Raw genomic sequence first — 26177 nt, forward strand, 5'->3', positions numbered from 1 at the left:
CGAATAAGTGGTGCAGTCTGAATGCCATTCCAGATCAAAAATGACAAAATTAATCTTAATTACGCGCTTGAGTCTAAATTAACGAAAAGGTAGGGAACCCCAGGAGGTCAATGATCATAGGAAGTGAAGATTTTATTTAGAGTGGCGAAATTATAATTCCTAGAGAATGTAATGATTCCGTAATAAAGAGTAGGTAATAATGAAAAGTAATAAGAATAATGTCTTTCAATTAGAACTGAAGTGGCACCCTGTTGCCGCTTCAGTTCTGCTCGCTCTGCCGTTTGTTGCGCACACTGCAGAGATCAGCATGAAGAACGGTGTCGTTTCTTCTGTCGGCAACGTGCCTGTTATCAACATTAATAAAGCCAACGATAAGGGGCTTTCACATAATGTGTATGACAAGCTAAACGTAGATAAGAACGGTCTTATCTTTAATAACAGCGTTGGGGGTGCGAATACAACCCTGGCGGGCCAGATTCAGGGGAACAGCAACCTGACCTCCGGTGCAGCAAAAGTTATTCTGAACGAAGTCACTTCTAAAAATGCCTCTGCAATTAACGGCATGATGGAAGTTGCGGGTGATAAAGCCGATTTAATCATTGCCAACCCGAACGGAATTACCGTTAACGGCGGTGGTTCTATTAACACCAGTAAGCTGACCCTGACTACCGGTACGCCAGATATTCAGAACGATGCGTTAGCCGGTTATTCTGTGAATGGTGGAACCATTACGCTGGGTAAACTGAACAACTCCAGCCCGACAGAAATTCTGTCCCGCAACGTTGTGGTGAACGGTAAAGTCACCGCCAACGAGCTGAACGTTGTTGCCGGCAATAACTACGTTGATGCAGCAGGCCAGGTGACCGGTTCGGTAACGGCCGCCGGAACGCGCAATGCTAACAGCATTGACGTTGCTGCTCTGGGCGGTATGTATGCCAATAAAATTAACCTCATCAGCACCGAGAGCGGTGTGGGCGTGCGTAATCAGGGCGTTATTGCTGGCGGCATCGGCGGCGTAAATATTGACGCTAACGGTCAGCTGCTGAACAACAATGCGCGCATTGAATCCTCTGGTCAGATCAATATTAAAACCAAGGGTGCACTGAACAACACCACCGGGGATATTACTTCCGTCGGTACCATTGCGCTGGACACCAATAAAAATAGCCTCAACAACAGCCGTTCGGGCAATATTTCGACCATGGCAGACCTCTATGTAAATAGCGGTGCTATCGACAATACCAACGGAAAGATTGCGGCTGCAGGCATGCTGGCGGTAGATACCAATAACAATACCTTAACCAACTATGGAAAAGGTGTTGCTGTAGGGATTGAAGCAGGAATTGTTGCGTTAAAAACCGGCACCCTGAATAACAGCAACGGTCAGATCCTCGGCGGATACGTTGGCCTTGAGTCTGCTTCGGTAAATAACAACAGCGGTATGGTTGACTCTCTGGGCGATGTGAACGTCGTCAGCGGCGGTAACGTTGATAACAACCGCGGCATGCTCCGTTCTGCCGGTGGTTTCACCAAGATTGCAGCCAAAGGTACCGTTAATAACGGTTCAACCAAAACGGCAGATACCGCCAGCGATGACTCTTTAGGCATTATTGCCGAGAAGGGCGTGCAGATTGCAGCGAACAGCATCAACAACAACGGTGGGCAGATGGCGTCGAATGGCGATATCTCCCTGGAAAGCGCCGGCGCTATTGATAACTACTCTGGCAAGCTTAACTCCAACAGCAAAGTGATTGCTAAAGCGGCCTCCCTGCGTAACGACAACGGCGGTGTTGCAGGCCGTACCGGCGTGAGCGCGGCGGTTGGCGGCAATATCACCAACTACATCGGCGTCTTCAGCTCTGAAGAAGGTGATGTTGCCCTGGCGTCGAATGCCCTGAACAACCGCGGTGGCTTCATTATGGGACAGAACGTCTCCATTAATACCAACGCTGGTGTGAACAACAACACGGCATTTATTGTAGCCAATAAGGTTCTGTCCGTAACGGCCGGCGACAATATTGAAAACCGCTACGCTGATGATTTCGGCACTGCCTTCGGTACCTACTTCGGTATGCCGCAGCAAAATGGTGGAATGGTCGGCAAGCAGGGCGTTTCGCTGTCTGGCAACTACATCTACAACAGCCAAAGCCGTATCGTTTCGGAGGACGGTCCGCTCACAATTCTGGCGAAAGGTACCATCGACAACAGCCGCGCGTTACTGGTGAGCGGTGGAGATGCAACCATCAAAGCTGGCGGTACGTTGAACAACAACTACTCGACCATCTACAGCATGGGTAATATGGCGATCGACGCCAACAGCCTGAGCAACTACAGCGATGGCGCGCTCGAAGATAACGATGCAACGGGCGTTATTGCGGCTGATAAAAACCTGACCATGAACGTGAAGGGCAGCCTGACCAACTACGGCTGGATCAGCAGTCTGGGTGATGCCATCGTCAACATTCTGAACGGCTCTTTCACTAACCGTAATACCGTTTCTGCCGAGAAATCACTGACGGTTTCCGCGCTGACCGGTATCGACAACCTGAAAGATATCGCTGCTGGCGAGCATCTGGTGGTGAACAGCCAGCGTGGCGTGACCAACAGCTCCAACAGCAACATGGTTGGCGATAAGGTTACGATCTCCGCGGGCTATGACATCAATAACCGTGGGAATATCGTTGCTGACAGCAGCCTGGCAATGAGCGCGAAAGGCAATATCTATAACGATCTGAATATGATCAGCTATGGCGATGCGACCTTAAGTGCCAATACCATTGATAACAACTCGCGCAAAATCAAAGCGGTCGGTGATTTAACGCTGACTGCCGCAGGGAATGTTAACAACAGCCGCGGTGAAATAAGCGCTGAGGCTGGCGACGTGACCATTACTGCTGGTGGTACGGTTGATAACTACTACGGTCAGATCCTGTCCGGTAGCGACATTGCCCTGAAAGCCAACCGACTGAACAACGATTACGGTCAGGTTGCCGCCTACGGCAATATCGATCTGGCTCTGACGGGTAATTTCGACAGCAACCGTGGCTCTGTCCTTTCTCAGACTGGTGACATCAAACTGGCTGCCAACACCGTTGACAACAATAACGGTTTGATTGCTGGTAAGAACGTTACCGTCGATGCAAAAGGCACCGTGTACAACAACACCGCCATGATCGTAGCTGATAAGAAGCTCTCTGTTACTGCGGCAGGGAATATTGAAAACCGTGACGGTAACAACTTTGTTCGTAATCACGGCGAAACCTTCGGTGTGACGGGCGATGTTGGCGGCATGATTGGTCGTCAAGGCGCGTCGCTTTCCGGTCAGAACGTCTACAACAACAACAGCAGCATCATCGCGGATGAAGGTGCGCTGAGCGTACTGTCTAATGGGACGCTGGATAATACGCGTGCAATGCTGGTGAGCGGCGCGGATGCCGTCATCAAAGCAGCGGGAACGTTCTATAACAACTATGCAACCACCTGGAGTGCGGGCAACCTTGACGTCACCGCAGGTACGCTGAATAACTACAGCGACGGCAGCATGGAGAACAACACCGCGACCGGCGTTATCGCGTCAGATAAGACTCTGAATCTGACCGTTGATAACAACGTCACCAACTATGGCTGGATCAGCGGTAAAGGCGATCTGAACTTCAACGTCCTGAAAGGTGCACTGACTAACCGCAATGCCATCTCTTCAGGTAATGCACTGGCAATTAATGCCGCAAACGGTGTTGAGAACTATAAAGACATCGTAGGCGTCACCAGCGCAAAAATTGATACTCAGCGTCATGTCACCAATAACGCCAACAGCAATATCCTCGCGCAGAATATCGCGATTAATGCCGGTACCGACATTAACAACCGCGGTAATATCGTGAGCGATTATACCCTGCTGGTGAAAACGGCAGGCAATATTTATAACTACCTGAATATGGTGAGTTATGGTGTTGCCGGTATCACCGTCAACAACTTGACTAACAGCGGTAGCAGCGCCGTGTTCGGCGGTCTGTCTGGTATGGAACTTAATGCAAATAAAGTCACTAATACCGGCGACGTTGTAGGTCTGTAATTTATAAGGTGTAACAAAAGGCAGCAGCTATCGCCTGATAGCGCAAAGTCAGAACGAGACCCTGCTGCCTTTTTTTCTGAGAAAGTTAATGGAATCGCGATTTAAATTTTTACCGCTATTGTTGCTGTTGAGTTTTCACGCCTTCGCTGAAGATGGCATAAACAATCTTATCAAACAGCAGCAAAATGCCGATCTGAATACTTTCAAAGAGCAAAAGGTTTATCGGCAGGACGTTTATTCCAGCACCGAGCGTAAAGTATTCAGGCTGAATGATTTACCGCAAGAAGAGAACTGCTTTACGATTACGTCGCTCGTTCTTAAAAATGATTTTCTACAGCGTAAGACCGACAGGGCCATTAAAAAAGAGATCCTGGGCCGCTGTGTAGGCAGTATTGGCGTGGTAAAAATTGCCGCGGCGCTGCAGGACTTTTATATTGATGCGGGTTACATCACGACCCGAATTACGATCCCAACGCAAAACATTTCGTCCGGCACGCTGAAGCTTGACGTGAGCGCAGGGAAAATTGAAAAGATTATTGTCGACAGTAGCGACATTAATCCGTGGATGCTGCCTTTTGCGAAAGAAGACATCCTGAATATTCGCGATATCGAGCAAGGGCTGGAAAACCTCCAGCAGGAGCCGGGCGTTGACGTCAAAATCAACATCGAACCGGGTACAAGGCAGGGCTATAGCACGATTCACATCCGCACCAACCGCGTGAAAAACTGGAGCGTGCGCGCGAGCTATAACAACTGGGGGGTTAAAGAGACGGGGCAATACCTGACCTCTGCGGTGGGCTACCTGTATAACATCGCCCGGTTCAGTGACCTATTTTATCTGGCGGGAACAAAAAGCACAAACGGCCGCTATGAAAGTGTGAGTGGTTACTACGCGCTGCCGGTAGGCTACTGGAACTATTCTCTGTTCTACAGCACCAGCAGGTCGCGTCAGACCATACCGCTTTTCTACACCAGCGTAGACTATGCGGGTAAAAGCGATTACGCAAACGTCAAAGCATCGCGCACGCTGTATCGGGATAAAACCCGTAAGGTGAGCGGCAGTGCAGAACTGATACGCCGGAAATCAGGCTATACCGTTGATGGCGAAGCGCTGGTCTTACAGAAGCGTGATATGGATAACGTTAAGGTTGGCGTTAACTATAAGCAACAGTTAGTGAATGCTCACTGGGACTCCTCACTCTCCTGGCAGCGTTTTTTAACCTGGTTCGGGGCAGAACATACGCCCGATATGGTCTACGGCGACGTCAGTCCCGTTAGCCAGCTGGTGAACGTTGAAAGCAACTACACCCGCCAGCTCGGCAGCAGCGTGTATAGCGCCTTTTTTTTGGCGCAATACGCACCGCGTGAGCTGACGCTTCAGGATCAGATGACGATAGGCGATCGCTGGAGCGTGCGCGGGTTTGAAAACAGCGTTGGCCTTACCGGAAACAGCGGATACTTTCTGCAAAATACGTTTTATCATCCGGTGCGTGGAATTGACGCTAATTATTATTTAGGCGTTGACGCGGGTCACATAAGACGAGACAGCCAGTATGGCCAGGAAATTATCATCGGCAGCACGCTCGGTATTCAGGGGAACGTGAAGAGCCTGGCATATGATTCGTCCATCTCAATGCCGATAAAATTCCCCGGCAGCATGGACGTGAACAAATTTAATTTTAATCTGAATATTTCTTATCAGCTCTGAACAGGGAAGCATGACACATGCGTATCGGCACGGACATCGTGGAGGTTTCGCGAATAAAGCGGGCGATAACAAACTGGCAAAATGATTTTTTACAGCGCGTCTTTACCCAGCAGGAAAATATAAAAATTAACCGGGAAGATCCGAACTATGAACGCGCCTCGGGCTTCTGGGCGGCAAAAGAGGCGATGGTTAAAGCGCTTGGTTGTGGATATCGCGACGGGATTACGTTTAAAGATATTGAAATTAGCCATGACGAACTGGGCTGCCCCCATTTCATTTTTTCCGGGCGAGTCAAAGAGATGCTTGACGACAAGCAGCTCAAGAATGCCTCGCTCAGTATTTCGCATTGTCAGAATTATGCGACTGCCGTTGTCATACTTTATTAACCTAATTATTTGTGAATATTATGTATCAATATAACGATCTGAAGGCAAAGACGGTTCTGGTTACCGGAGCCAGCGGTGATATTGGTCTGGCGATCTGTGCGAAGTTTCTCGATCAGGACTGCGATGTGTATGCGCTGTACAAATCGAATGCCGTGCAGTTAACGGAGCTGAAAGAGACGCATCCTGCCGGGAACAAGCTGTCGATTATTCAGTGCGATCTTGCCGATCCGCAGAGCGTTTCTGCGCTCTGTGCTCATCTGACGCAAGCTGCCGGAAAGCTGGACGTGCTGGTCAACAATGCCGGCATTGTCAAAGACAGCCTCTTCGCCTCGATGAGCTTTGATGATTTTAGTCAGGTAGTAGACACCAACCTGTTCAGTATTTTCCGCCTGACCAAAGAGGCACTAATGCTGCTGCGTTCGGCGGAAAGCCCGGCCATCATCAACGTGGCGTCCATTGCGGCCATTATCCCAAGCGTCGGGCAGGCGAACTACAGTGCCTCAAAAGGGGCGATCCTCGGATTTACCCGTACGCTGGCAGCCGAGCTGGCGCCGTACGGCGTGCGCGTTAACGCCATTGCGCCGGGAATGATTGAATCCAAAATGGTCAAAAAAGTTTCCCGCACGGTAGTGCGCGGCGTTACCGCGTCTATTCCATTGCGCCGGCTGGGTAAATGCGACGAGGTGGCGAACACCGTCGTTTACTTAGGATCGACAGCGTCCAGTTACATTGTGGGCCAAACCATCGTTATCGATGGCGGCCTGGTGATGCGGTGAGTTATGTCTAAATACGTTATCCCCTCGAAGATCTTTCTGGAAATGGGCGGCTGGCGTCAGCCGCTGCTGATGGTCGACAGAATTGATGACTTCAAATACGGCGAAAATGGCTTTGTGAAGGTGACGAAGCACATCACCTATAACGAACCTTATTTGCTCGGGCACTTCCCGGACGATCCGATCATGCCCGGGGTGATTATTTCTGAAATCTTTGGGCAGGCCAGCGAATACCTCTCGTTCCTCACCGATATCTGCGACATCTACGGCGAGACGTACGGTGGCGAACTCAAATCGTTACGCGATATCCATGCGCTCATTCAGCGTGATGAAATGCGGGAGATCATCCGCACCCGCCGCGCGCAGGTGCGCGGCGTACTGGCTGCCCAGAATTTAAAATTTAAGGATATTGCCTACCCTGGCGACTCGATTGAAGTCACCAGCAAGCTGGCATTTTCTGATGCTCATGGCTTTAAGCACTACTCCGTGACGGCAAACGTCGGAAAGCGATTAATCAGCCACGGCACAATTATTAATTACCGCGAAAGTAAGTAAACCCCTGAGAGAGTTAATACCATGTCTACAATGAAAAACGAAATTGACCAGCGCAAGGATGTGCTGATAACAATTAAAACTGAGATTATTCAGCGTTTGAATATTCAGCGCGATGAATCTCAAATTGATGATGATACTGCCCTGTTTGGTAATGGCTTAAAACTGGATTCCGTTGATGCAACGGAAATCGTGGTCATGCTGGATAAAGTTTTCGATATTAAAGTCAGCGAAAGCGACGATCCTTCTTATATGAGAAGTATCAACAATCTGGCGACATTTATCATCCAGAAGAAAAAAGCGTAATTCACCATTGCGAATAACAGGATCCCGTTATGACGTCTCTTTATGATTTTCATTTGAAAAACAATGCGAAAATGGGCATTTATAACAATGCCAACGTGCCTTCTGCCTACCACGACCCGATGGTGGAATATAAAGCCGTGCGTGAAAATGCTCTGCTGGTGGACTATTCCCACATGTCCATCGTCAGCGTGATGGGCGATGATGCCTGGGCTCTGGTGAATTACTATGTCTCTGCGGACGTTTCTATTATCCGTGACGAGCAGGGGATTTACTCTCTGGTACTGAATGAAGACGGTACCGTGCGCGGTGACGTGTATGTCCTTTGCGCTTCAGACGGCTACTACATCATGTCTGAAAACATTCCGGCAGCGGAAATTATCGCTGGCCTGAATGCCCTTCTGGTAAAAGCGGACGAACTGGATATTCAGGAAACCCCGGACATTGCTGATATGCGCGAGCAGAACTGGGGGGCCATCATGGTTGAAGGGCCATACTCCTGGGAACTGATGTCTGAGATCCACGGTTTCGACGTTATCGGCCTGCCTTACTATGAGTATATGAATACCGACGACGAGCTGATGGTATTCCGCTGCGGCAAGCATGGCGAGTTCGCCTATATGGTTGTGGGCCAGCAGGAACAGCTGCTGGAGCAGTGGCAGCAGCTGCTGGAGCAGGGGGATAAATATCAGCTGAAGACCGGCGGTCTGGACTACCAGAAAATCGTGCGTATCGAAAACCCTGGCTGGGACGAGGCGCTGTGGGCTGGCTACCGCCTCAACCCGGTAGAGCTCCAGATGCAGTGGGCCGTACAGTACGACAAAGAAGGCTTTGTGGGTAAAGAGGCAGCGGAAGCGTTGTCCCATAGCGAAGGCTCTCGCAAGGTAATCGGCATGATTGTCGAAGGGGAATGTGCGGGTATTGCCTCAGGCGACAGCGTACTGGTTGACGGTCAGGAAGTCGGTAAAGTGGCGAAGGCTATTTTCTCTCCAGCCCTGCAGTGCGTTATTGCGCTGGCACTGATTGAGAATGAATTTGCCTGGTCTGATATTAGCGGCTTTGATATTCAAACCGCTTCTGAAAACGTCGCCGCGAAAACCAAAGGGATGCCTTTCATCTATAACCTGAGCATGCTGGTTAATCCGACCGAGAACAGCTTTGTTGATGCATCTAAAGCAAAAAGCGCGCTGTAGTTAATTATTCACTGAAACAGTGAGGGAGAGTCGTGGATTAATTAATGCCACGGCTCCTCTCATGCTGTTACTTGTCTGTACACGGTGGTACATAGTTATGAAGACAAACCGGAAACGCGTTGTTATTACCGGGATTGGGATCCTCTCCTCGCTGGCGGATAACCTGCAGGATTTCAGAGACGCATTATTAAATAAAAAAAATGGCGTGACCGACAGCGTGCGTTTTTCAAAATGGTTTGAAAACGCCAGAGCGGCTGAAGTTTTGCATGATATTGATTATTCAGAATTGCCTGATGATGTGATTGCATCTCTGGATAATGCTGCACTCTGGGCCTACAAGGTCGGAAAAGATGCGCTGAACCAGGCGGGCTTGGCCGAAAATAAGGCTCACCTGAAAAACACCGGCCTGATTGTGGGCGTTTCTTCCGCCGGCACCGAGGCGTTCTTACCGCTGTTCGAACAACGTATGGAAGATTTCTCCCTGCGTAAAGCCTTATTCTCAGGCGGTTTCTCTTCCTGCTGTTCCAGCGTTTCTACGCTGCTCGGGCTGCAGGGCGGGGTTGAGCTGGTGGCGACCGCCTGTACGGCCAGCCCGAATGCGGTCGGGATGGCGTTTGACTATATCCAGAACGGCAAAAGCAAAACGATGCTGGCCGTTGGGACAGAGCCAATCTACCTGCCAACCTTCGCTGGGTTTTACGCCCTCAACGTGATGCATCCCGAAGCCTGCACGCCGTTTTCCGGCAACTCCGGCATGTCGATTGGCGAAGGCGCGGGTGCCGTGGTGCTGGAAGAATATGAGCACGCCGTTGCGCGCGGTGCCACCATTTACGGTGAAATTCTCTCCTATGCCACCTCCTGCGATGCGTTCCATGAAACCGGACCGGATCCGCGCGCCAGCGGCGCTGTGCAGGTAATGCATAAGGCGATGGAAAACGCGGGCGTCACCCCAGAGCAGATTGAGTACGTCAACGCCCACGGTACCGGCACTGAAGCGAACGACCGCATCGAAACGCTGGCGATGAAAAAGGTGTTCGCTAACAACGAAAAGCTGCTGGTTAGCTCTACCAAGTCTTACTTCGGCCACAACATCGGTGCGGCGGGGATCGTCGAACTGATCGCCTGCCTGGTTACGCTACCGGATAACCGCGTGCTGCCGACGCTGAACTTCAATAACGCGCGTCCTAACTGCGATCTGGACTACGTGCCGAACGACTTCCGCGATCGGAAAATCAACCTCTTCATGAAGAACAATTATGCGTTCGGCGGTAATAACTGCAGCATGATTATCAGCATGGATCCGTGTTCCGTTCCGGTCAGCGTCTACGACGAAAAGCGCGTCGCGATCTCCGGTCTCGGTGCCGTCTCCGCGATTGGCCACACCGTTAACGAGATCCTCGACAACGTCTGGAAGCAAAGCCAAAGCGTAGAGCTGGGGGGCGTCACCTTCCCGGAAGACACGCTGGAAGAAGCGAAAGAGCTGCTGGATGTTCTCGAAACGACCCGTCAGTTTGAGGACCTGTTCGGTGAAGCGTTTAGCGATCTCACGGCAACCCGTCCGGAAGCGAACGAGCACTTCAAAACCTTCCAGGTCACCGGCCTTGAGCCGCGTAAACATCTGCGTCGCTTCGATCCGCGAAAAGCCACCCGTGGCGGTACGTTTGCGCTAATCGCGTTGTCCGAAGCGCTGGAGCAGGCGAAGCGTAAAATTAAACGTGATGGCGATGCGCTGGGTATGGTGATGGGAATGTCCAGCGGCCCGCAGGAAACCACCTACAAATATCTGCAAAGCCTGAAGCCCGATCCGCGCAAGGTCAGAACCTCTGAATTCCCGGGCTCGCTGATGAACTCTATCCCAACGTTCTGCGGCATTTCCGAAGGGATCAAGGGCTATACCACCACGCTGGCGACCGGGGAAAACGCGGCACTCGGCGCATTAACCTACGGCTACGAAATTGTGCGTCAGGATCTGCAGCCGCAGGTGCTGGTGGGCGGTGCGGACGAGTATTTCCCCTCAATGTCTCTCTACATGGATGCGGTCACCCGGAAGCTCCATATGACCTCTGACGCGCGGGATTATCACATCTACGGTAACGATCCGAAGGGTTATATCCCAGGCGAAGGTGCGTGCATGCTGCTGCTGGAAGATCCGCAGCGCGCGGCGGAGCGTGGCGCCGAGGTGCTGGCAGAAGTGGTTGGTTACGGCAAATCCTGTAGCAATAGCTATTTTGACGCCTCACAGCAGGGCGAGAAATCTGCCTCTATGGCGCTGGCCATCGCCCGCGCGCTGAAGGATGCCGGCATGACGGCGCAGGAGATCGACCTGGTCTGCGGCACCAGCAAAGGCAGCGATGAAAGTTCACGCATTGAAATCGATGCGATCGCTGAAGCCTTCGCGCAGGCAAAACCGGACGTGCCTGTGGTGAACTATAACGCCTGCTTTGGTTTTGTCGCGTCTGCTGCCGGGCTGCTTAACCTGGCGGTCATCATTGACTGTATTAAGAAGCAGGCGGTTCCCGCTATTCCTCATACCGTTGAGTTCTTCGATAAGCGAATTAACTTCGTTCGTGAACCGTTGAAATTGGCCCTTAAGCACGTGCTGCTGGTGGGCGCGACGGAAGGCGGCAACTACTACGCGTTTGTGATTAAAGGATAATATTGTGGATAATGCCGCTATTATTTCGGGGTTCAGTTCCTGCCTGCCGTTTGCCGAAGACAGCCTTCAGCTTATGCAAAACCTGAAGCTGGGCAAACGCGTTGAAAGAAAGCCCTGGTTTAAATCCGACGACGAGGCAATTAAGTGTGGGTTCGATGGCAATAAGCATATTGCCACGCTGGATCATACGGATGATAGCGCATTAGATCTGCTTTATCGTCTGATTGACGATGCACTCGCCCAGGCCGGGCTGGATGTCCAGTGGCTGGGCGGGTGTAACGCTCGCGTTTATTTAACCGGCATCGGCCCTCGGGTCGATGGTATGGCCTTCAAGAATTTTTATAACAAAAATGATGTTGAAGATATTTATCTTTCAAAATCATTAATGACGCTGCACGTCGACAATATGTCGCAGGACAAGATTGCAGGACATATTGCGCGTAAATATCACCTGCAGTATCTCCCCCCCAATATGAACTGCACCAGTAATTCAGCGATGACGGCGGTGCATTTAGGCTGTCAGGCCATCGAGCATGGCGGCGTTGATATTGTGCTGGTGGTGAATTGCTCAAAAATTAAAACCCAGGATATCTGGTTCCTCGATACCCAATCGATGCTGGATACGCACCTGGTTCAGCCTTTCGGTGAGAACAGTAAAGGTGTTCTTTTTGCGGAAGGATACAGCGCGATTCTGCTCGAAAATGCGCGTCACCGCCGCGCAAGGAAGGCAGGCTCCGGCGTGCGGCTGCAAACCACCTACACGCAGATTAGCGCCGGAAGAAGCAATGACAGCTCATGGCTCAGCACCAATATCCTGAAGGTGATGCAGGCTGCGATGAAAAAAGCGGACCTGAGTGCGGAAGAACTGTGCGCAATCATGCCGCACGGTAACGGCTCATCCATCAGTGACAAAGCGGAAGCTAAAGCAATAGCGGTCTTCGCTGAGGAAAATACCATTCCGGTTCTCGCCTACAAAGGCCAGATTGGCTATACCGCCACCGGTTCAGGAATTGTCGATTTAATTATTGGACACCATACGTTATCGCAGCAAGAGCTTATTTCCCCGGTGGGGAATGACACCATTATTGAAAGCGTTGCGCAGCATGTCCTTATTGACCAGGGCATTATTGGGCACCACAAAAAACATCTTCTTAAAGTCGGCGTTGGCGTGGATGGTTCAATCATTGGTGCCGTGATGTCTGATATTCACCGGGGCCTTTGAAGGAGCGTGGAGAGCCATATGTATTTATCCTCATTTTCGCTTGTTGAGCCGGAAGATAAATTTTATTTCTATCAACCCAGCTGGTTAAACGCCTGGGAAGCACATTTATTTAATAAGGCGCTTAAATCTACCCACGCCAATGGATGGGGATTAAAACGTTTTGGTACGCAGCCGGACCTCTACCCGGGAGAGATGATCCGTAACCCTCACTATCAAAAATATCTTGAGGCGATGGAGAAGGCGGCTGATGACGCGCTGATGGCGCTGCCGACCAAAGAGCGTATGAAGCTATTAAAGCAGCGTACGGCATTTATCTACGTCGATTCCTGGGGCGAATCCGGGCCGTTTGAGAATATTTCCAGCGCGTTGCACATATCAACGATCGATACGCTGCCGAAAAACCTGGTCAAGAAATTCTCGGTTAACGCACCTACGTTCAAGCTGCGAAGCGAGAAGCAATCTTTCGTGCAGGCCATCGCTCTGGCGAACGATTACCTGAGCTGGGATGTTTTTGATTTTGTGGTGATTTGTACGGCTTACCGGGCGATCCCCATCCTGGTGTTTTCTGATGAAGATATTTCCCTAAAGTGGGGGGAGAAACGCAGGGACAAGGCCGAAGACGTGAATTTAACGGTTGAACGCGCCGGATGTTTCATCTTCAGCCAGCAGGAGAGCGCTATTCGGGTGAAGGGGGGGCAATACGTCATGGCCGATGCCATCGAGCACACCCAGGTTCCTGAACAGATTGCGTTTTCGGGCCTGCGCAAAGACCTGCTGTCTCGCTCGGCGCTGCCCGCGAATAACACGCTGGATCTGGTTGATCTCTACGGTGCCAGCGGCTGCCTGACTCCAGCGTTAAGTTTCGCCTGGCTCAAACAACATGCTGATTTTTCGGGGCGATTAAGAACCATCGTTCCCGACAAGCAGTTTGGCTACAGCTATTTCGACATTGAATATTGCAAGGAATAACGACATCTCCATGAGCGGAATAATTAAAGAACTCCCAATGATATCGTTGAACAATATCTATAAGAGTTATGGCTCGGGCGAAGGCAAAGTCGATGCCCTGAAAAATATCAATCTGGAAATAGAAAAAGGTGAATTTCTGGCGCTTTGCGGCCCGTCCGGCAGCGGTAAAAGTACCTTGTTAAATATCCTCTCGGGAATTGATAAACCCACCGTGGGAACGGTGATGTTTCTGAAAAAATTACTCAACCATCTGCCGGAAGAACAGCTCGCGGCGATCCGCGGTAGACACCTGGGTTTTATTTTTCAGTTTTTCAATCTGATACCCGTATTGAGCGTATTCGATAACGTCTTTTTCCCGCTGGTGTTAAACGGCCATGTCGGAAAAAAAGAAGCCAGAGAGCGGGCGCTGCATTTTATTGAGAGCGTGGGGCTTGCGGGATTTACCGAACGTAAACCGGGCCAGCTTTCGGGCGGGCAGCAGCAGCGCGTGGCCATCGCCCGGGCGCTGGCACACGACCCGCAGGTTGTCATTGCCGATGAACCGACCGGAAATCTCGATCTGGTCACCGGGGAAGCCATTCTGGATCTCCTGCTGAAAATTAATCAGGAGACACGCACCACTTTTATTATTTCCACGCACTCCAGCCAGCTTAAAGAGCGTGCACGGCGCGTGGTTGAAATTAAGGACGGAGTTTTAGTTCATGATTCACAAACGTAATTTTTTCCTTCTCTGCTGGTTTCTGCTGTGCCTGGCCTATGCCGGAAACATCAAAGCTGCACCGGCACCGGTAGCCGAGCACGTCATAAAAAGCGGTTTCCCGATGGAGGCAGACATGCTCGCCGAGATGACGCAGTCGCTCTTCAAGGAATACAAAGCCAACGACAATCCTCTGTCTCTGGTTTTCTATGCCTACGGTACGCTGCGTCAGGCCGACTATTTCCTTAAAACCAATGACTTTATTCGGGCATCTGAGTTCGGCAAAACGGGCTTTTTCTACCTGGATGAGGCGGTCGATCTCTATGCAGAGAACCCGCTGGTGCGCTACATGCGCGCGCGAGTCGATGCGTATTTGCCTGCGGCTATCGGACGCTGTGTGGTGACGTTAAACGATACGGAACAGATGCTGAAAACCCCTGGCATATTCAATGCCGGTTTAGTGGAACACATTAACGAAATGCGCTATCGCGCGCTGTTGAGTTGTAAACGCAAGAAGCAGGCGGACGCGTTACTGGCTGAAATAGAGCTGCGTAATGCCAGTACCGCATCGTCTCTGGCATCGGGCAATGCGCCAGAGTGGGATATCAACGAAGTGACAGAAGTACTGTTACCGCTGGTGAAAGGGAAATAAATGTCCGGGGAAATGGTGTTCGCGATAAGCGTTGTTGTGTTGATCCTGCTTTTTGTCCTCTGGTGTGTATTATTTCGTTCGCGGGACGTAAAGTTTGCTTTCTTAAATCTGTTTCGCCACAAAAGGCGCTCGTTTTCAACGATTGCCGCCATTATGTTAGGTGGCGTGTCGATTTTTCTGTACGGCGGTTTTATTGATTACTCCTTTTGGATCCTGAAAGAGCAAACCATCCGTACTAACATTGGTCATGTTCAGATTTATAATAAAAACTATTTCGAAACATCCAATAAAAACAAAAGTCTGATCGAAGATTACCCGGCATTAAAGAAAGCGATCCTCAACGATCCGACTCTGGCCGAGAGTATCTCGACGCTCTCCGGCCAGCTGGAGTTCACCGGTGTTATTTCGCAGTATGAGAGCGAAACCTCCAGCTATTTCTCCGCGCTGGGCGTAGAGCCGCTGCCGGCACTGAAGCTGGGCTCGTTTGATAAATTAATCATCGGCAGCGATCTGTCCCGCATCCGTACGGATGAAATCACGCTTGGGAGCGGGCTGGCGAAAACGCTCAATGCCCACTATGACGACTGGCTGGACGTGCTGGTGGTCAACACGCAGGGCGGACAGGGCGCGCTGTCAATGAAGCTTCGCGGCATCTTTGAATCGGGCATCAAAGATTACGATGACGTAGCGATGAAAATTCCGCTGGATACTGCGCAACGTATTATGGGCACCGCTAGCGTGAGTAAGGTGCTGATCCTGTTAAAAGAGGACGATACTGCCGCGTTCACGGCGAAACTGCGTCAATTTATTGCCGACCACAAATTACCGTTAATCGTCAAAGACTGGAAAGAGGCCTCGATATTTTATCAGCAGGTCGAGGGGCTTTTATCAGGGATCTACTTCTTCATAAAGCTCATCGTTGGTCTGATTGTCATCTTTATGATCGGTAACTCGATGACGATGAATATTATCGAGCGCACCCGGGAAATTACCACGCTCAGGGCGATTGGCCTGAAGCCGCTACACGTGACTCGCCTGTTTTTGCTGGAGGGCATTTTCATCGGCATTATCGGCGCGTTGGGCAGCTTGGCGATTGGTTATGCCATTGCTGCCGTGATTAACCTCTACGGTATCGCGATGCCGCCGTCGCCAGGGCAATCGCAGGGCTACACGGCATTTATCAAAACCGACAGCGCCGCGCTTAACTGGATAACCCTGGTATTGCCGATCCTGGCCGCGACGGGAGCTTCAGTACTGCCCGCGCTGCGTGCTTCACGTCTCAATATTTCGGATGCATTTAAATTCTCGTAAGGAAACGATATGAAAGTTCGTGTTATTGCTCATCTCCTGATGGGGGCGTGCCTCTTTTCAGCAGCGGCTTATTCTGCCGCGGCTGACGAACGCGCGCTGGAAATTATTCGCCGTGCGGATGAAGTCCGTTCGCCAAATAAGCCGTTTCGCTACACCCTCACTATTCATGAATTTAAAGCGGGCGCCACACGGCCCGAAAATAAACAGGTGCTGGATATTTCCATGCGCTTTATGAAACCAGAGGGGGAAATCAAAGCGGATGCCCGCTCCCTGGCGCGCTTTGTTTATCCCCCGCGCGACAAGGGCAAAGTGCTGCTCTCAGACTGGTACGATCTATGGTTCTACACCCCTGAACTGCGCCGTCCGGTTCCCGTCTCACGCCAGCAGCGGCTGATTGGGCAAATATCCAATGGCGACGTGATTGTCACCAACTTTGAATATGCCTACGACGCCTCGCTTAAGGGAGAAACTGCCTGCGGTGAGGCGCGGTGTTACGTGCTGGAGCTGGTCCGCAAATCTGCGGAGGTCACCTGGCCGAAGGTGATGTATTACGTCGAAAGCATGGGAGATAACCGTCCGTATAAGGCGGCCTATTTCTCTCTGGATAATAAGTTAATTAAAGAAGTTTTATATCAGGATTTCCAAATGGTATTAGGCAAGATGCGGCCGATGAAAATTACAGTGAAAGAGGTGCGTCACGGTAACAGTTATTCCGTCATGGAGTACAGCGACGTCCGTCTGGAGTCGTTACCTGAATCGGCGTTCACTCGCGAGTCTATTCAGCGAGGTGTGAAATGAAGCGCACGTTGACCGGATTAACCCTCGTGCTTTCTGCTCTGCCGGTAAGCGTGTTTGCTGACTGCCTCTCGGGTAATGACGTCGCAAAAAACACGTCCGTGACGTTATATGAGCAGGTGTCCGCCGTTAAAAAACAGATTTCAGACTGGCGAATCAATGGTCGAAACCCATATACCAGACACAATATCTATAACGATGCCGGAGTGAATGTTTCAAGTCGCTGCTCGTTGATTGATAATGCGCTTGATCTGGACTTTTCCGTCTATGGGCTGACCTGGTACACGCCGCGCAAGCTCGGGGCATTTGAAGAGGACGATCGCCGCTCGCGTCTGCTAATTGAGCGGCTCAAGCTTGCCTATACCGTGTCGGACAGCCTGCAGCTTGAGGTTGGCAAACTCCAGGCCAGGCAAGGGCTCTTCTTCCTGCGCTCGCCTTCCGATCTCACGCCGCATTATTACGACGGAGCAAAACCAACGCGGATTTACGATCCCGAGCTCCGTACGGCTTATCAGTCCTCTTCATGGGCGGCAACGCTGTCGATGGACAACCGGGATGAGTCGTTCTCGCTGACGGTGATTCCGAAGCTGGCCTCAATTGATAAATATTATCTGACCTCCGGAAACTGGTCTGCAAACCAGCGCGGCAACAGCAGTGAGTCATGGCTGCTGGGCTATACCTCTCACGCCTTCCGTGACCATACGCCGGGTATGCGCGTTCTGATGGGCGATTCGCATTCGGTTGCGCTTTCAGACAGTTACCACTACACCCCGCAGCTCACCATCAGTGCCGAAGTGGCGTGGCATGCGGAGCAGCGCTGGCGCCATCTGTCGGACGAAAAAACTGCTGAGCTGGCGCGATATGAATTCCCCGACTCGCTGTATGAAACAGAGGATAAACAGGGCGTGGAGGTGGCCGTTGGTGCGCAATACACCTCCGATACCTTCAACGTGTTTGGACTGGAATATTACTACCAGAGCGAAGGCTATTCGCGCTCTGAGTGGAATAAACAGCGTGACCTGATGACCTTTTTGAACACCGCGACAGGCTATGCGCCGCTCGACAGGGCATTTGATTCCTACAAGTACCTGATGGCCTCCGAGATAAGCAATACGGGCAATAAAGGCATGCTGCAGGGGAAACACTATCTCAACGCCTGGTCCAGCGTGCAGTTCACGCATCAGATCGCCGCGCAACCCTATTTGATCCTCAACCTGATGGATCAAAGCACCCTGACGGGGCTACACCTCAGCGCACCGCTGACCTTTATTGATGACCAGCTGGAGGCCTATACCGGCGTCTATTCAGCACTGGGTAGCGCAAATTCTGAGTTTGCCTTCTTCGGCGATGTCGCCGGTGGCTATGTTGGCTTTAAGTATTATTTATAAGGAAATGACAATGACGCTTAATAACGCATCGCAGCCTGTCGTGCTGCTGTTTTCCGGGCAAGGGAATCCAGTGATTGGGATGGGTAGCGATCTCTGGGATCTGAATTCAACGACGAAACAGATTTGGGATTGTGCCAGCGATATTTCTGGGCTTGATTTGCGCCGACTCTGCCTAAAGGGGCCGATGAACAGACTGATTCAGACTACAGTGCAACAGCTGGCCGTCACGGCAATTAACGTATCGCTGTATACCCTTTGCCGCGAGCGTTTTCCGGCGCTTCGGGTGACGGGAGCCTGTGGCCACAGCGTGGGGGAATACAGTGCGCTTTACGCTGCGGGTGCGATCTCGCTGGAGACGCTTTTCCGCACCCTCCATTTTCGCGCCAGCACCATGGATGCGGTCAGCAAAAGGCAGAAGGGCGCGATGATTGCGCTGAAGGGGGCGGATTTTGCCGCCCTGAGCAACATCATCACCCGCTACGGGTTTGAGCTGGATATTAGCTGTGATAATACCCCGCGTCAGCAAGTTATCGGCGGGACACCGGCTGCGCTTAGCGAGTTCGCTAAGGTGCTGGTGGACGAAGGCTATGAGCCGATTAAGCTCGGCGTCAGCGGCGCGTGGCACACGCGTTTGATGGAAGAGGGCGTACAGCTGATGCGCGATTTTCTCGCCGGACAGCCTTTCACCTCACCCGCGTACGACGTGCTGATGAACGTGACGGGCAAAATAGAAATCGTTCCGGAGGCCATTAAGGAAAACCTCTCGCTGCACCTGACCCACACGGTCAAATGGCGTGAATCCATGACGCGGTTTATCGAACAGCCAGGCAGCCCGCTGTTCCTGGAGATGAGTAACAAACCTTATCTTGGCCAAATGCTGAATGATTTCGTCGGTTTTAATGCCGAACGCGTTCTGCACTGTAGAAAAGCATTAGAGATGTAAAGGTCGAGATATGATTCCAGATTATTTAACGTTCATTCGCTTTCAGGATAAAAGGAACCTTCTTTTTATCTATATCGTGACGTTTGTGCTGCTGGGCTTTTACTGGAAAAATGCCGGGTTCTCCTTTACCCGACAGGATGTCTGGCTGGCGAGCGCTATTTTTGCGCTGATACTGTATAGCTTCACTGCCGACCTCAAGGCGTTCTGGGCGTACAAGTGCGTGGTTAAGAATGTCGACTTGTCCATTTTTCTCAAGAAAGAGGCCCGGCCGACGGCTCCGATTGTTTACGATCCTCTCGTTGCTATGGTTATCGCCACGCTGGTTTTCGCTGGCATTAGTGCACTGATGCTTACCCTGGCTCAGCCGGACATCGTGCTGCTGACGCTGACCATCGTTGCCCCGCTGATTATCTGGGGAATGTTCGCCGCGATGCGCACGATCTACATTCGACAGGTCATCGCATCGACAAGGGATAAAGGGAAATATAAGCGTTTGTCCCAGTATCTGGCCATCGCCATTACCCTGTCCATCGTGATGAACCTGCTGACAATTAGTCCCTTACGTAACAGTGAGCAATTTGAGCGCTATGGCCGGTACTTCACCCTCGAGTCCATCATTACCATGCTGGTGCTTTGTGCGGTGGTGCTGGCAATCAATCTTCTGTTTTTACGGTTCACGAAGCGATATATCTTTTTGGGGCACCTTTTCCTTAACGAGATCGATCTCTTTTTCTCTCCGGCGATCCCCTGGCGGGCTTTGTCTGAGAAACCGCTGTGGCTGAGGCTGGTGATGCTGTTGTGTGTGGAGTTTGCCTGGTCGGCGATTGTCGGATTGCTGCTTACCCTGCTCGGATGGAAGGTATGGTTTGAAGTGTACTTCCTGCTCAGCTACCTCCCTTGCCTGGCCTATTACGCTCTCCATACGTGGTGGAAATGGCATAACGATTTCATGATGTCGAGCGATATGTATCTGCGCTGGGCGGAGATCGATAAAGAAAACCCGCTGTGGTAAGACGTCAGAGGCAATAAAAAAGCCAGACCGTCATTACTGACGGTCTGGCTTTTTATCAGGTCGATACGATTCAGGTTATTCGCATCCAGGACAGCATCATCGCGGCGCTGGCAATAACATTTACGTTGGAAATGTATCCGTCATAGCGATTATTAATGGCGGAGAGCTGGTTGTTAAAGTGGTCGTTTTCAGCGGTCAAAACGTCAAGCAGCGTTCGTTTGCCCAGGTGATACCACTGCTGGTAGAACATCTGACGCACGCGGTCTGTTTCGCCTGAGAGACGATCGTAGTCATCGGCGCGCAGGAATGACGAATCACGGACCTGCACCTGATAGTTGATTTGATACTCCAGGTCGCGGTAACTCACCTCATACTGCTGCTGCGCGACGTTAGCTTTGGCGCGGGCCGTCATCTGAGCGGCACGCTGAGAGCCGCCGCTAAACGCTTCCCATTCGACGTTAAGGCCGGTATACCAGCCGCTTTCGTTGCCGTTGCTGTCTTTGGCTGTGCTTTTAGATACCACCCAGTTGACCTGCGGCAGCGCCGCGGCCTTAATGCTCTCCGCTTCATATTCCGCAGCGCGGACTTTTGCTTGCAGGTTCAGCATCATCGGGTTCTTATCCAGCGACGCAATGGCGACCGATGCCGGAATAATCGTATCCTGCCAGTTGAGATCGTCTGGTAGCGATGGCTCTGCGCCAAGCAGGCGCACCAGCTTAATTTTACTCGCGCTCAGCTGATGTTCGATATTGTCCATGCTCGCTTGTGCAGACATCAGTTTCGCTTTTGCCTGTACCAGTTCGCTCTCTCTGCCGCGGTCCGCCTGGGTAATTTGCGACAGCATATTAACCAGCTCTTTCATCCGACCAACGTAATGCTTCGCCACTATTCGGCTTTGCTCATAGCGGCTCATATTCATCAGTTCAGACACGGTGTTATAGGCCAGCTGCTCCCGGGAATACTCTTTTGAATAACGAGCGGCCTTGGCCGTCTCCAGCGAGTTATCTACCTGATTACCGATCCTGCCCCAGTCGATGATCGGGGTATTAACGGATACGGTTCCGCTGGAGTCGCTAAAATGCGTGTTGTTGGAAGAAGCCTGCCGATCTCCACCCATCGTCGTCAACGGCGAGGTTACGCCCAGCCGCACCTGGGGCAAACGCTGGCCTTTGACCTGATCCACCATATAATCCGAGGCCAGAACCTCAGAGGAGGCTGCACGAAGTTCGGGGCTGTACGCCAGCGCTCTTGCGACCATGCTGCGAAGAAACTCCCGCGAATCACTGGTGCTGGTGCCGTTGAAGTTGCCTTGCACCATGCCGCTGGTGGCGCGACTATTTGCCGACGCGCTGTGGCGACGAACTGTGGCATAGGCCGGATCGGGCTCATAGTATTCGGTGACGGCCGGGAAGAAGTCGTAATTCTTTTTCAGTGCTGCCCTGTTACCCGCCGTGCTTTGCGGCTTCGACATTGGCGCTGCGGCCTGCTGTGCGGTGGCATAACGCTCAGGTTGCGGCGCGGAGAAGGCCCGAGTCGGCACGGCTTTGGACGTACTGGCATATTGCGACTGCGTGCGCATAGAAGGCAAGGATGTGGCAGGCGCGGCATTCTGAGAACGCGCGCGTGCTACCGGCTGCGTTTGCGATGCGCGGTTTAGTTCTGACTGCGTGCGCATAGGTGGCAGCGAGGCCGGGATGTTTTTGATCTGCGCCGCGTCAGCCGCGTGAAGCGGGGTGACAAAAGAAGAGCAGGGCAAACAGAGTGCAACCGCGGCTGCAACCCTGGCCCAACGGCGCTCTTTACGTGCCTTAACCATAAAATTATCTCTCCCTGAATGCTTCACGCGCTTTCAGTATTGGTTTGAGGATGTAAGACAAAATGGTCTTCTCCCCGGTTCTGATTTCAACGTTTGCCACCATCCCCGGAATGATCGGGAACGCTTTATCTTTAACCTGTAGCGCCGCCCGGTTTGTACGGACAAAGACCCGGTAATAGGTCGAATCACCACGTCCCTGACGGGCTTTCTCTTCATCAATTAGCGTGTCTGAACTCAGGTGTTCGACGACGCCGGTCAGGCCGCCGTAAATGGCGTAGTCGTAGGCGGTAATTTTTACCGTCGCGGGAAGACCCGGATGAATAAATGCCACATCAGAGGGTTTAATTTTGGCTTCGACCAGCAGGTTATCTTCGAGCGGAATAATGGTCATGATCTCCGCTCCCTGCTGTATAACTCCGCCGCGCGTGGTCACGCGGATATTGTTTACCGTGCCGCGCACGGGGGCGACAACGGTAGTACGGTTCATCACGTCCTGACGTCCGCGCAGGATCTCCTCCGCCTGCGCCAGTTCAGATTCCAGACGGTTTAGCTCGCTGTTGGCATCAGAGCGGAAGCGGTTGGTCCGTTCGGCAATTTGCAGGCTGAACTCGTTGGCCTGACGCTTGAGGCGCAGGATCTCCACATCGGACATCAGCCCTTTGCGAGCCAGCGGCTCGGAAAGGCTGACCTCGTTTTGCGCCAGTGCCAGGCTGCGCTGCAATGCCTGTACGCTTTCATTCAGGGTTTTGAGGCGCGCGTTATAGGCCTGCGTCTCATCACGCACGATGGACTCAATTCCTGCAATTTCCGGCGGGAAGGTCAGGGGAGTGTCATAGGCTTCAGCCCTGAGACGAGCAATGCTGCCCTTCAGCCCCTGAACTTTTGAAAGCGATTCACCGTAGCTGGCGCCGGCACGCGTGGGGTCGATTTTCAGCAGGATTTGTCCTTTCTCGACAATATCGCCCTCCTGAACGTTCAGCTCCTCAAGAATGCCCCCCTCCAGGCTCTGAATAAGCTGCTCACGGCTGGCCGGGATGACTTTTCCATCGCCACGCGTTATCTCTTCAACGCGAGCGAAATGTGCCCACACCAGCGCGACGACGACAACCATCGTGATGGTATAGAGCATGATCATGCTGAAAGGGGTTTTCTGCGCGATCAGGGCGCCCTGCAGGTCATGCATGAATTTCAGATCGTCCGCTTTTACCTTTCCTGTCGGCTGCGGTTTTTGCACCGCCAGCGCTGTTTTTCCGGCGCCGCCCTCAATTTTTCTCAACGCCGTGGAGGAAGCTCCCGCTCCGCTATCGGCCTCTCCTTTTGAGGCGTTCTGATTCACATCGTCCTCGTTCATCATCCCTTCACACCTTGTTCCTGTTGCTTTTCTTCAACCGAATGCATCGTTTGTTTTTTCTTCAGCACGTTCTCATTCAGGCTTTCCATGACCCGATCTTTTGCCCCGTCTTTCACAACGTGCCCGTCTTCCAGCACAATCAGGCGTTCAACCAGACTGAGTACGGACATGCGATGCGTGACAATGATCAGCGTTTGCCCCTTTGTGGCCTCTTTTAACCGCCGCAGGAATAACGTCTCCGTCATCGCATCCATGGAGCTGGTCGGTTCATCCATCAGTAAAATCTTCGGCCTTAGCAACAGGCAGCGGGCCAGTGCAACGAGCTGCTTTTGTCCACCCGACAGGCAGTTCCCCATTTCACCAATGGGCATGTCAAAACCCAGCGGGTGTCTGGCTGCGACCTGATCCAGCCCGGTCAGGCGAACCACGCGCAGAAACTCTTCCGTGCTTACGCCCGGGTTGCCAATAATGATGTTATGACGCAGCGTGCCGTAAAAAAGACGGCAGTCTTGCCCGACATAGCCTACGGCCGCACGCCAGTCCGCCGGATCAACCTGGGTTGCATCAACTTCATCAATGAATATCTGCCCGCTGCTCTGCTGATACAGGCGCGCCATCACCCGCAGCAGGGTAGACTTCCCGCTGCCGATCCTGCCCAGAATCGCAATCTGCTCACCGGCTTCAATATTGATATTGATATTCTCGAGAATGCGCGGGGCTACCATCATTCCCGGCACTGGATAGGTGAACCCCACTTTGTGCAGGCGCATGCTGCCCGTGAAATTCGGCGTTGGTAGATAGGTAATTAAGGAATCGCGTTCAGTGGGGGTATCCATCAGCTGGTTAAGCGATTTCAGGGCCGTTTTGGCATGCTGATAACGCAACGCCAGCCCGACAACGGATGCCAGCGGGGCGAGAGAACGGCTGGAAAGGATCACTACGCCAATCATGGCGCCCATCGTGAGCTCGCCCGCGTGGATCAAATACACACCCAGCACAACAATACAGACCGTGGTAATTTGCTGAACGAAGGAGACAAAATTGGTTGTCAGCATGGAAAGGTTGCGGGTTTTCATGGAGGAAGCGGCAGCCAGCGCGCTGAAATCATCCCAGCGCTTTTGCATAACGCCTTCACCCTGCGCAGCTTTCAGGGCTTCAAGTCCCTCAATGCTTTCAATCAGCAGGCCTTGCTTGAGCGAAATCTCGCGAACGTTTTCTTCCATATAGCGACCCAGCGGCCACTGAATAACGATGCTGGCAATTAAAATGAGCGGCATTGCCACCAGGGGCACCACGGCAAGCGGACCGCCAATCATATAAATGATGAACATGAACAGCACGCAGAAGGGCAGGTCGGACAGCGTGGCGAGCGTCGCAGAGGTAATAAAATCCCGTACTGCCTCAAAATCGCGCAGCTGGTTAGCGAAGGTCCCGGAAGAATGTGGTTTATATTCCATGCGCATAGACATCACCTGGCGAAAAAGCTTCGCGCCCAGGATCAGGTCTGCCTTTTTCCCCGCGATATCGATCAGGTATGCGCGGATCTGGCGGCTGGAAAACTCAAATATATTGGCAATCACGACGCCAATAGCCAGCGACCAGAGGGTGACATAGGCCTGCGTCGGGATCACCCGGTCATAGACGTTCATCGTAAAGAAGGTGCCAGCCAGCGTAAGTATATTTGCCAGCAGTGCCGCCAGCGCAGCGCTGTAAAAATAGTGGCGGTAGCGCCACAGCGTAGAATAAAGCCAGTGACCTTCATTCTGCGCTTTCGGTAAGAGAAGATCGTCGGCACGCGCATCCAGACTGGGTTTTGGCGTGGTGACAAGGGCATAGCCGCCGTAAACTTCCAGCAAATCAGCCGCTGAAACGGTAAGTATTCCTTCGTTTTCAGGCACCACGATCTGATAGGTGAATTGTCCGCGTTTACCGTTACGCGCGGTAATAATGCAATACGTTCCATCTTTGCGGGCGATCAGCAGCGGAAAGAGCCAGGACGATATTGAATTAAGATCGCGTTTTACCCAGCCAGCAGATATCCCCATCTGGTCGAGCATACGCAAAGCCATTTCCGGCTCAAGCTTGTCGCTTTTCGGCAAGCCAGCGTAAAGAACTTCTTTGCTGGCATACTTAGCGTGATGTGCACAAAGCCATTCAACACCCCACAAAAGAGAATCTTTTCTGGGTTCTTCAATATTATTGAAATCGTGCTCTGAATTAACTTTTACGGTGGAAAGATGCGTATTCATTATCGAATCCAGACCTGTAGTTACGTTCCTTACTTTAAAAATAAAGTGAAGGCATGCTATTAAAATTGACCAAGAACATCCGTAAGTACGAAGTTTATGGCTGATGGTTATAGTGAAATTACAAGCGCT

20 protein-coding genes are annotated in these 26177 nt (G+C 51.9%); 17 read left to right on the top strand and 3 right to left on the bottom strand.

What is annotated here, in order from left to right; all coding sequences use genetic code 11:
• Positions 1–199 precede the first annotated feature (199 nt).
• The 17 genes from L384_RS11100 to L384_RS11020 all read left to right on the top strand — a co-directional run bounded on the left by L384_RS11100 (position 200) and on the right by L384_RS11020 (position 20632).
• Entirely contained in the window at positions 200–4072 is a 3873-nt protein-coding gene (locus L384_RS11100) for a two-partner secretion domain-containing protein (protein ID WP_023315449.1), read from the top strand.
• 88 nt (positions 4073–4160) lie between these two features.
• Positions 4161–5780, top strand: coding sequence for a ShlB/FhaC/HecB family hemolysin secretion/activation protein (locus L384_RS11095; protein ID WP_023315450.1), 1620 nt, complete (start codon positions 4161–4163; stop codon positions 5778–5780).
• Positions 5781–5797: 17 nt separating this feature from the next.
• On the top strand, positions 5798–6166 hold the full coding sequence (acpS, locus tag L384_RS11090) for a holo-ACP synthase (protein ID WP_023315451.1): 369 nt from the start codon (positions 5798–5800) through the stop codon (positions 6164–6166).
• A 20-nt stretch (positions 6167–6186) separates the two neighbouring features.
• Complete coding sequence (locus tag L384_RS11085) at positions 6187–6942, top strand: SDR family oxidoreductase (RefSeq protein WP_023315452.1); 756 nt, start codon at positions 6187–6189, stop codon at positions 6940–6942.
• Positions 6943–6945: 3 nt separating this feature from the next.
• The gene (locus tag L384_RS11080; protein WP_023315453.1) at positions 6946–7494 is read left to right on the top strand and encodes a 3-hydroxyacyl-ACP dehydratase FabZ family protein; all 549 of its coding nucleotides are present in this window, start codon (positions 6946–6948) and stop codon (positions 7492–7494) included.
• A gap of 21 nt (positions 7495–7515) precedes the next feature.
• Positions 7516–7797 carry an acyl carrier protein gene (locus L384_RS11075; RefSeq protein ID WP_023315454.1) on the top strand — a complete coding sequence of 94 codons (282 nt, stop codon included), beginning with the start codon at positions 7516–7518 and terminating at the stop codon, positions 7795–7797.
• 29 nt (positions 7798–7826) lie between these two features.
• Positions 7827–8987, top strand: a complete 1161-nt coding sequence (locus L384_RS11070; protein WP_023315455.1) for an aminomethyl transferase family protein — start codon at positions 7827–7829, stop codon at positions 8985–8987.
• A gap of 97 nt (positions 8988–9084) precedes the next feature.
• On the top strand, positions 9085–11643 hold the full coding sequence (locus L384_RS11065; protein WP_023324191.1) for a beta-ketoacyl-[acyl-carrier-protein] synthase family protein: 2559 nt from the start codon (positions 9085–9087) through the stop codon (positions 11641–11643).
• 4 nt (positions 11644–11647) lie between these two features.
• The gene (locus tag L384_RS11060) at positions 11648–12865 is read left to right on the top strand and encodes a beta-ketoacyl synthase (protein ID WP_023315457.1); all 1218 of its coding nucleotides are present in this window, start codon (positions 11648–11650) and stop codon (positions 12863–12865) included.
• A gap of 18 nt (positions 12866–12883) precedes the next feature.
• Positions 12884–13834, top strand: a complete 951-nt coding sequence (locus tag L384_RS11055; protein WP_023324192.1) for a hypothetical protein — start codon at positions 12884–12886, stop codon at positions 13832–13834.
• Between the two features lie 10 nt (positions 13835–13844).
• Entirely contained in the window at positions 13845–14552 is a 708-nt protein-coding gene (locus L384_RS11050) for an ABC transporter ATP-binding protein (RefSeq protein ID WP_023315459.1), read from the top strand.
• Positions 14536–15183, top strand: a complete 648-nt coding sequence (locus L384_RS11045; protein ID WP_023315460.1) for a hypothetical protein — start codon at positions 14536–14538, stop codon at positions 15181–15183. Before L384_RS11050 ends, L384_RS11045 begins: the two co-directional genes overlap by 17 nt.
• Complete coding sequence (locus L384_RS11040) at positions 15184–16494, top strand: ABC transporter permease (protein WP_023324193.1); 1311 nt, start codon at positions 15184–15186, stop codon at positions 16492–16494. It abuts the gene before it with no gap.
• A 39-nt stretch (positions 16495–16533) separates the two neighbouring features.
• Complete coding sequence (locus L384_RS11035) at positions 16534–17292, top strand: outer membrane lipoprotein-sorting protein (protein WP_032628354.1); 759 nt, start codon at positions 16534–16536, stop codon at positions 17290–17292.
• Complete coding sequence (locus L384_RS11030; protein ID WP_023315463.1) at positions 17289–18677, top strand: hypothetical protein; 1389 nt, start codon at positions 17289–17291, stop codon at positions 18675–18677. Before L384_RS11035 ends, L384_RS11030 begins: the two co-directional genes overlap by 4 nt.
• Positions 18678–18687: 10 nt before the next feature.
• Positions 18688–19620 (top strand): ACP S-malonyltransferase, encoded by a 933-nt coding sequence (locus L384_RS11025; protein WP_023315464.1) that lies wholly within the window; start codon positions 18688–18690, stop codon positions 19618–19620.
• 10 nt (positions 19621–19630) lie between these two features.
• Positions 19631–20632, top strand: a complete 1002-nt coding sequence (locus L384_RS11020; RefSeq protein WP_023324195.1) for a hypothetical protein — start codon at positions 19631–19633, stop codon at positions 20630–20632.
• 70 nt (positions 20633–20702) lie between these two features.
• Here L384_RS11020 and L384_RS11015 read toward each other — a convergent pair whose 3' ends face one another.
• Genes L384_RS11015 through L384_RS11005 form a run of 3 tightly spaced genes read right to left on the bottom strand, consistent with a single transcriptional unit; the run spans position 20703 to position 26048 of the window.
• Positions 20703–22448 (bottom strand): TolC family protein, encoded by a 1746-nt coding sequence (locus L384_RS11015; protein ID WP_023315466.1) that lies wholly within the window; start codon positions 22446–22448, stop codon positions 20703–20705.
• Positions 22449–22452: 4 nt separating this feature from the next.
• A complete protein-coding gene (locus L384_RS11010; RefSeq protein ID WP_023315467.1) occupies positions 22453–23802 on the bottom strand; it encodes an HlyD family type I secretion periplasmic adaptor subunit in 1350 nt (449 codons plus the stop codon).
• Positions 23799–26048, bottom strand: coding sequence for a type I secretion system permease/ATPase (locus L384_RS11005; protein ID WP_023324196.1), 2250 nt, complete (start codon positions 26046–26048; stop codon positions 23799–23801). The genes L384_RS11010 and L384_RS11005 overlap by 4 nt, the downstream gene beginning before the upstream one ends.
• Positions 26049–26177: the final 129 nt, after the last annotated feature.

Origin of the sequence: Enterobacter sp. MGH 38 (assembly GCF_000492855.1) — a bacterium.
Lineage (GTDB): Bacteria > Pseudomonadota > Gammaproteobacteria > Enterobacterales > Enterobacteriaceae > Enterobacter > Enterobacter hormaechei_C.

Excerpts from the sequence above, each read along its gene's own strand:
- L384_RS11010 (WP_023315467.1), bottom strand. The coding sequence starts at position 23,802 with ATGATGAACGAGGACGATGTGAATCAGAACGCCTCAAAAGGAGAGGCC.
- L384_RS11100 (WP_023315449.1), top strand. The coding sequence starts at position 200 with ATGAAAAGTAATAAGAATAATGTCTTTCAATTAGAACTGAAGTGGCAC.
- L384_RS11045 (WP_023315460.1), top strand. The coding sequence starts at position 14,536 with ATGATTCACAAACGTAATTTTTTCCTTCTCTGCTGGTTTCTGCTGTGC.
- L384_RS11085 (WP_023315452.1), top strand. The coding sequence starts at position 6,187 with ATGTATCAATATAACGATCTGAAGGCAAAGACGGTTCTGGTTACCGGA.
- L384_RS11095 (WP_023315450.1), top strand. The coding sequence starts at position 4,161 with ATGGAATCGCGATTTAAATTTTTACCGCTATTGTTGCTGTTGAGTTTT.
- acpS (WP_023315451.1), top strand. The coding sequence starts at position 5,798 with ATGCGTATCGGCACGGACATCGTGGAGGTTTCGCGAATAAAGCGGGCG.
- L384_RS11015 (WP_023315466.1), bottom strand. The coding sequence starts at position 22,448 with ATGGTTAAGGCACGTAAAGAGCGCCGTTGGGCCAGGGTTGCAGCCGCG.
- L384_RS11070 (WP_023315455.1), top strand. The coding sequence starts at position 7,827 with ATGACGTCTCTTTATGATTTTCATTTGAAAAACAATGCGAAAATGGGC.
- L384_RS11035 (WP_032628354.1), top strand. The coding sequence starts at position 16,534 with ATGGGGGCGTGCCTCTTTTCAGCAGCGGCTTATTCTGCCGCGGCTGAC.
- L384_RS11065 (WP_023324191.1), top strand. The coding sequence starts at position 9,085 with ATGAAGACAAACCGGAAACGCGTTGTTATTACCGGGATTGGGATCCTC.
- L384_RS11040 (WP_023324193.1), top strand. The coding sequence starts at position 15,184 with ATGTCCGGGGAAATGGTGTTCGCGATAAGCGTTGTTGTGTTGATCCTG.
- L384_RS11025 (WP_023315464.1), top strand. The coding sequence starts at position 18,688 with ATGACGCTTAATAACGCATCGCAGCCTGTCGTGCTGCTGTTTTCCGGG.
- L384_RS11030 (WP_023315463.1), top strand. The coding sequence starts at position 17,289 with ATGAAGCGCACGTTGACCGGATTAACCCTCGTGCTTTCTGCTCTGCCG.
- L384_RS11050 (WP_023315459.1), top strand. The coding sequence starts at position 13,845 with ATGAGCGGAATAATTAAAGAACTCCCAATGATATCGTTGAACAATATC.
- L384_RS11080 (WP_023315453.1), top strand. The coding sequence starts at position 6,946 with ATGTCTAAATACGTTATCCCCTCGAAGATCTTTCTGGAAATGGGCGGC.
- L384_RS11055 (WP_023324192.1), top strand. The coding sequence starts at position 12,884 with ATGTATTTATCCTCATTTTCGCTTGTTGAGCCGGAAGATAAATTTTAT.
- L384_RS11005 (WP_023324196.1), bottom strand. The coding sequence starts at position 26,048 with ATGAATACGCATCTTTCCACCGTAAAAGTTAATTCAGAGCACGATTTC.
- L384_RS11020 (WP_023324195.1), top strand. The coding sequence starts at position 19,631 with ATGATTCCAGATTATTTAACGTTCATTCGCTTTCAGGATAAAAGGAAC.
- L384_RS11075 (WP_023315454.1), top strand. The coding sequence starts at position 7,516 with ATGTCTACAATGAAAAACGAAATTGACCAGCGCAAGGATGTGCTGATA.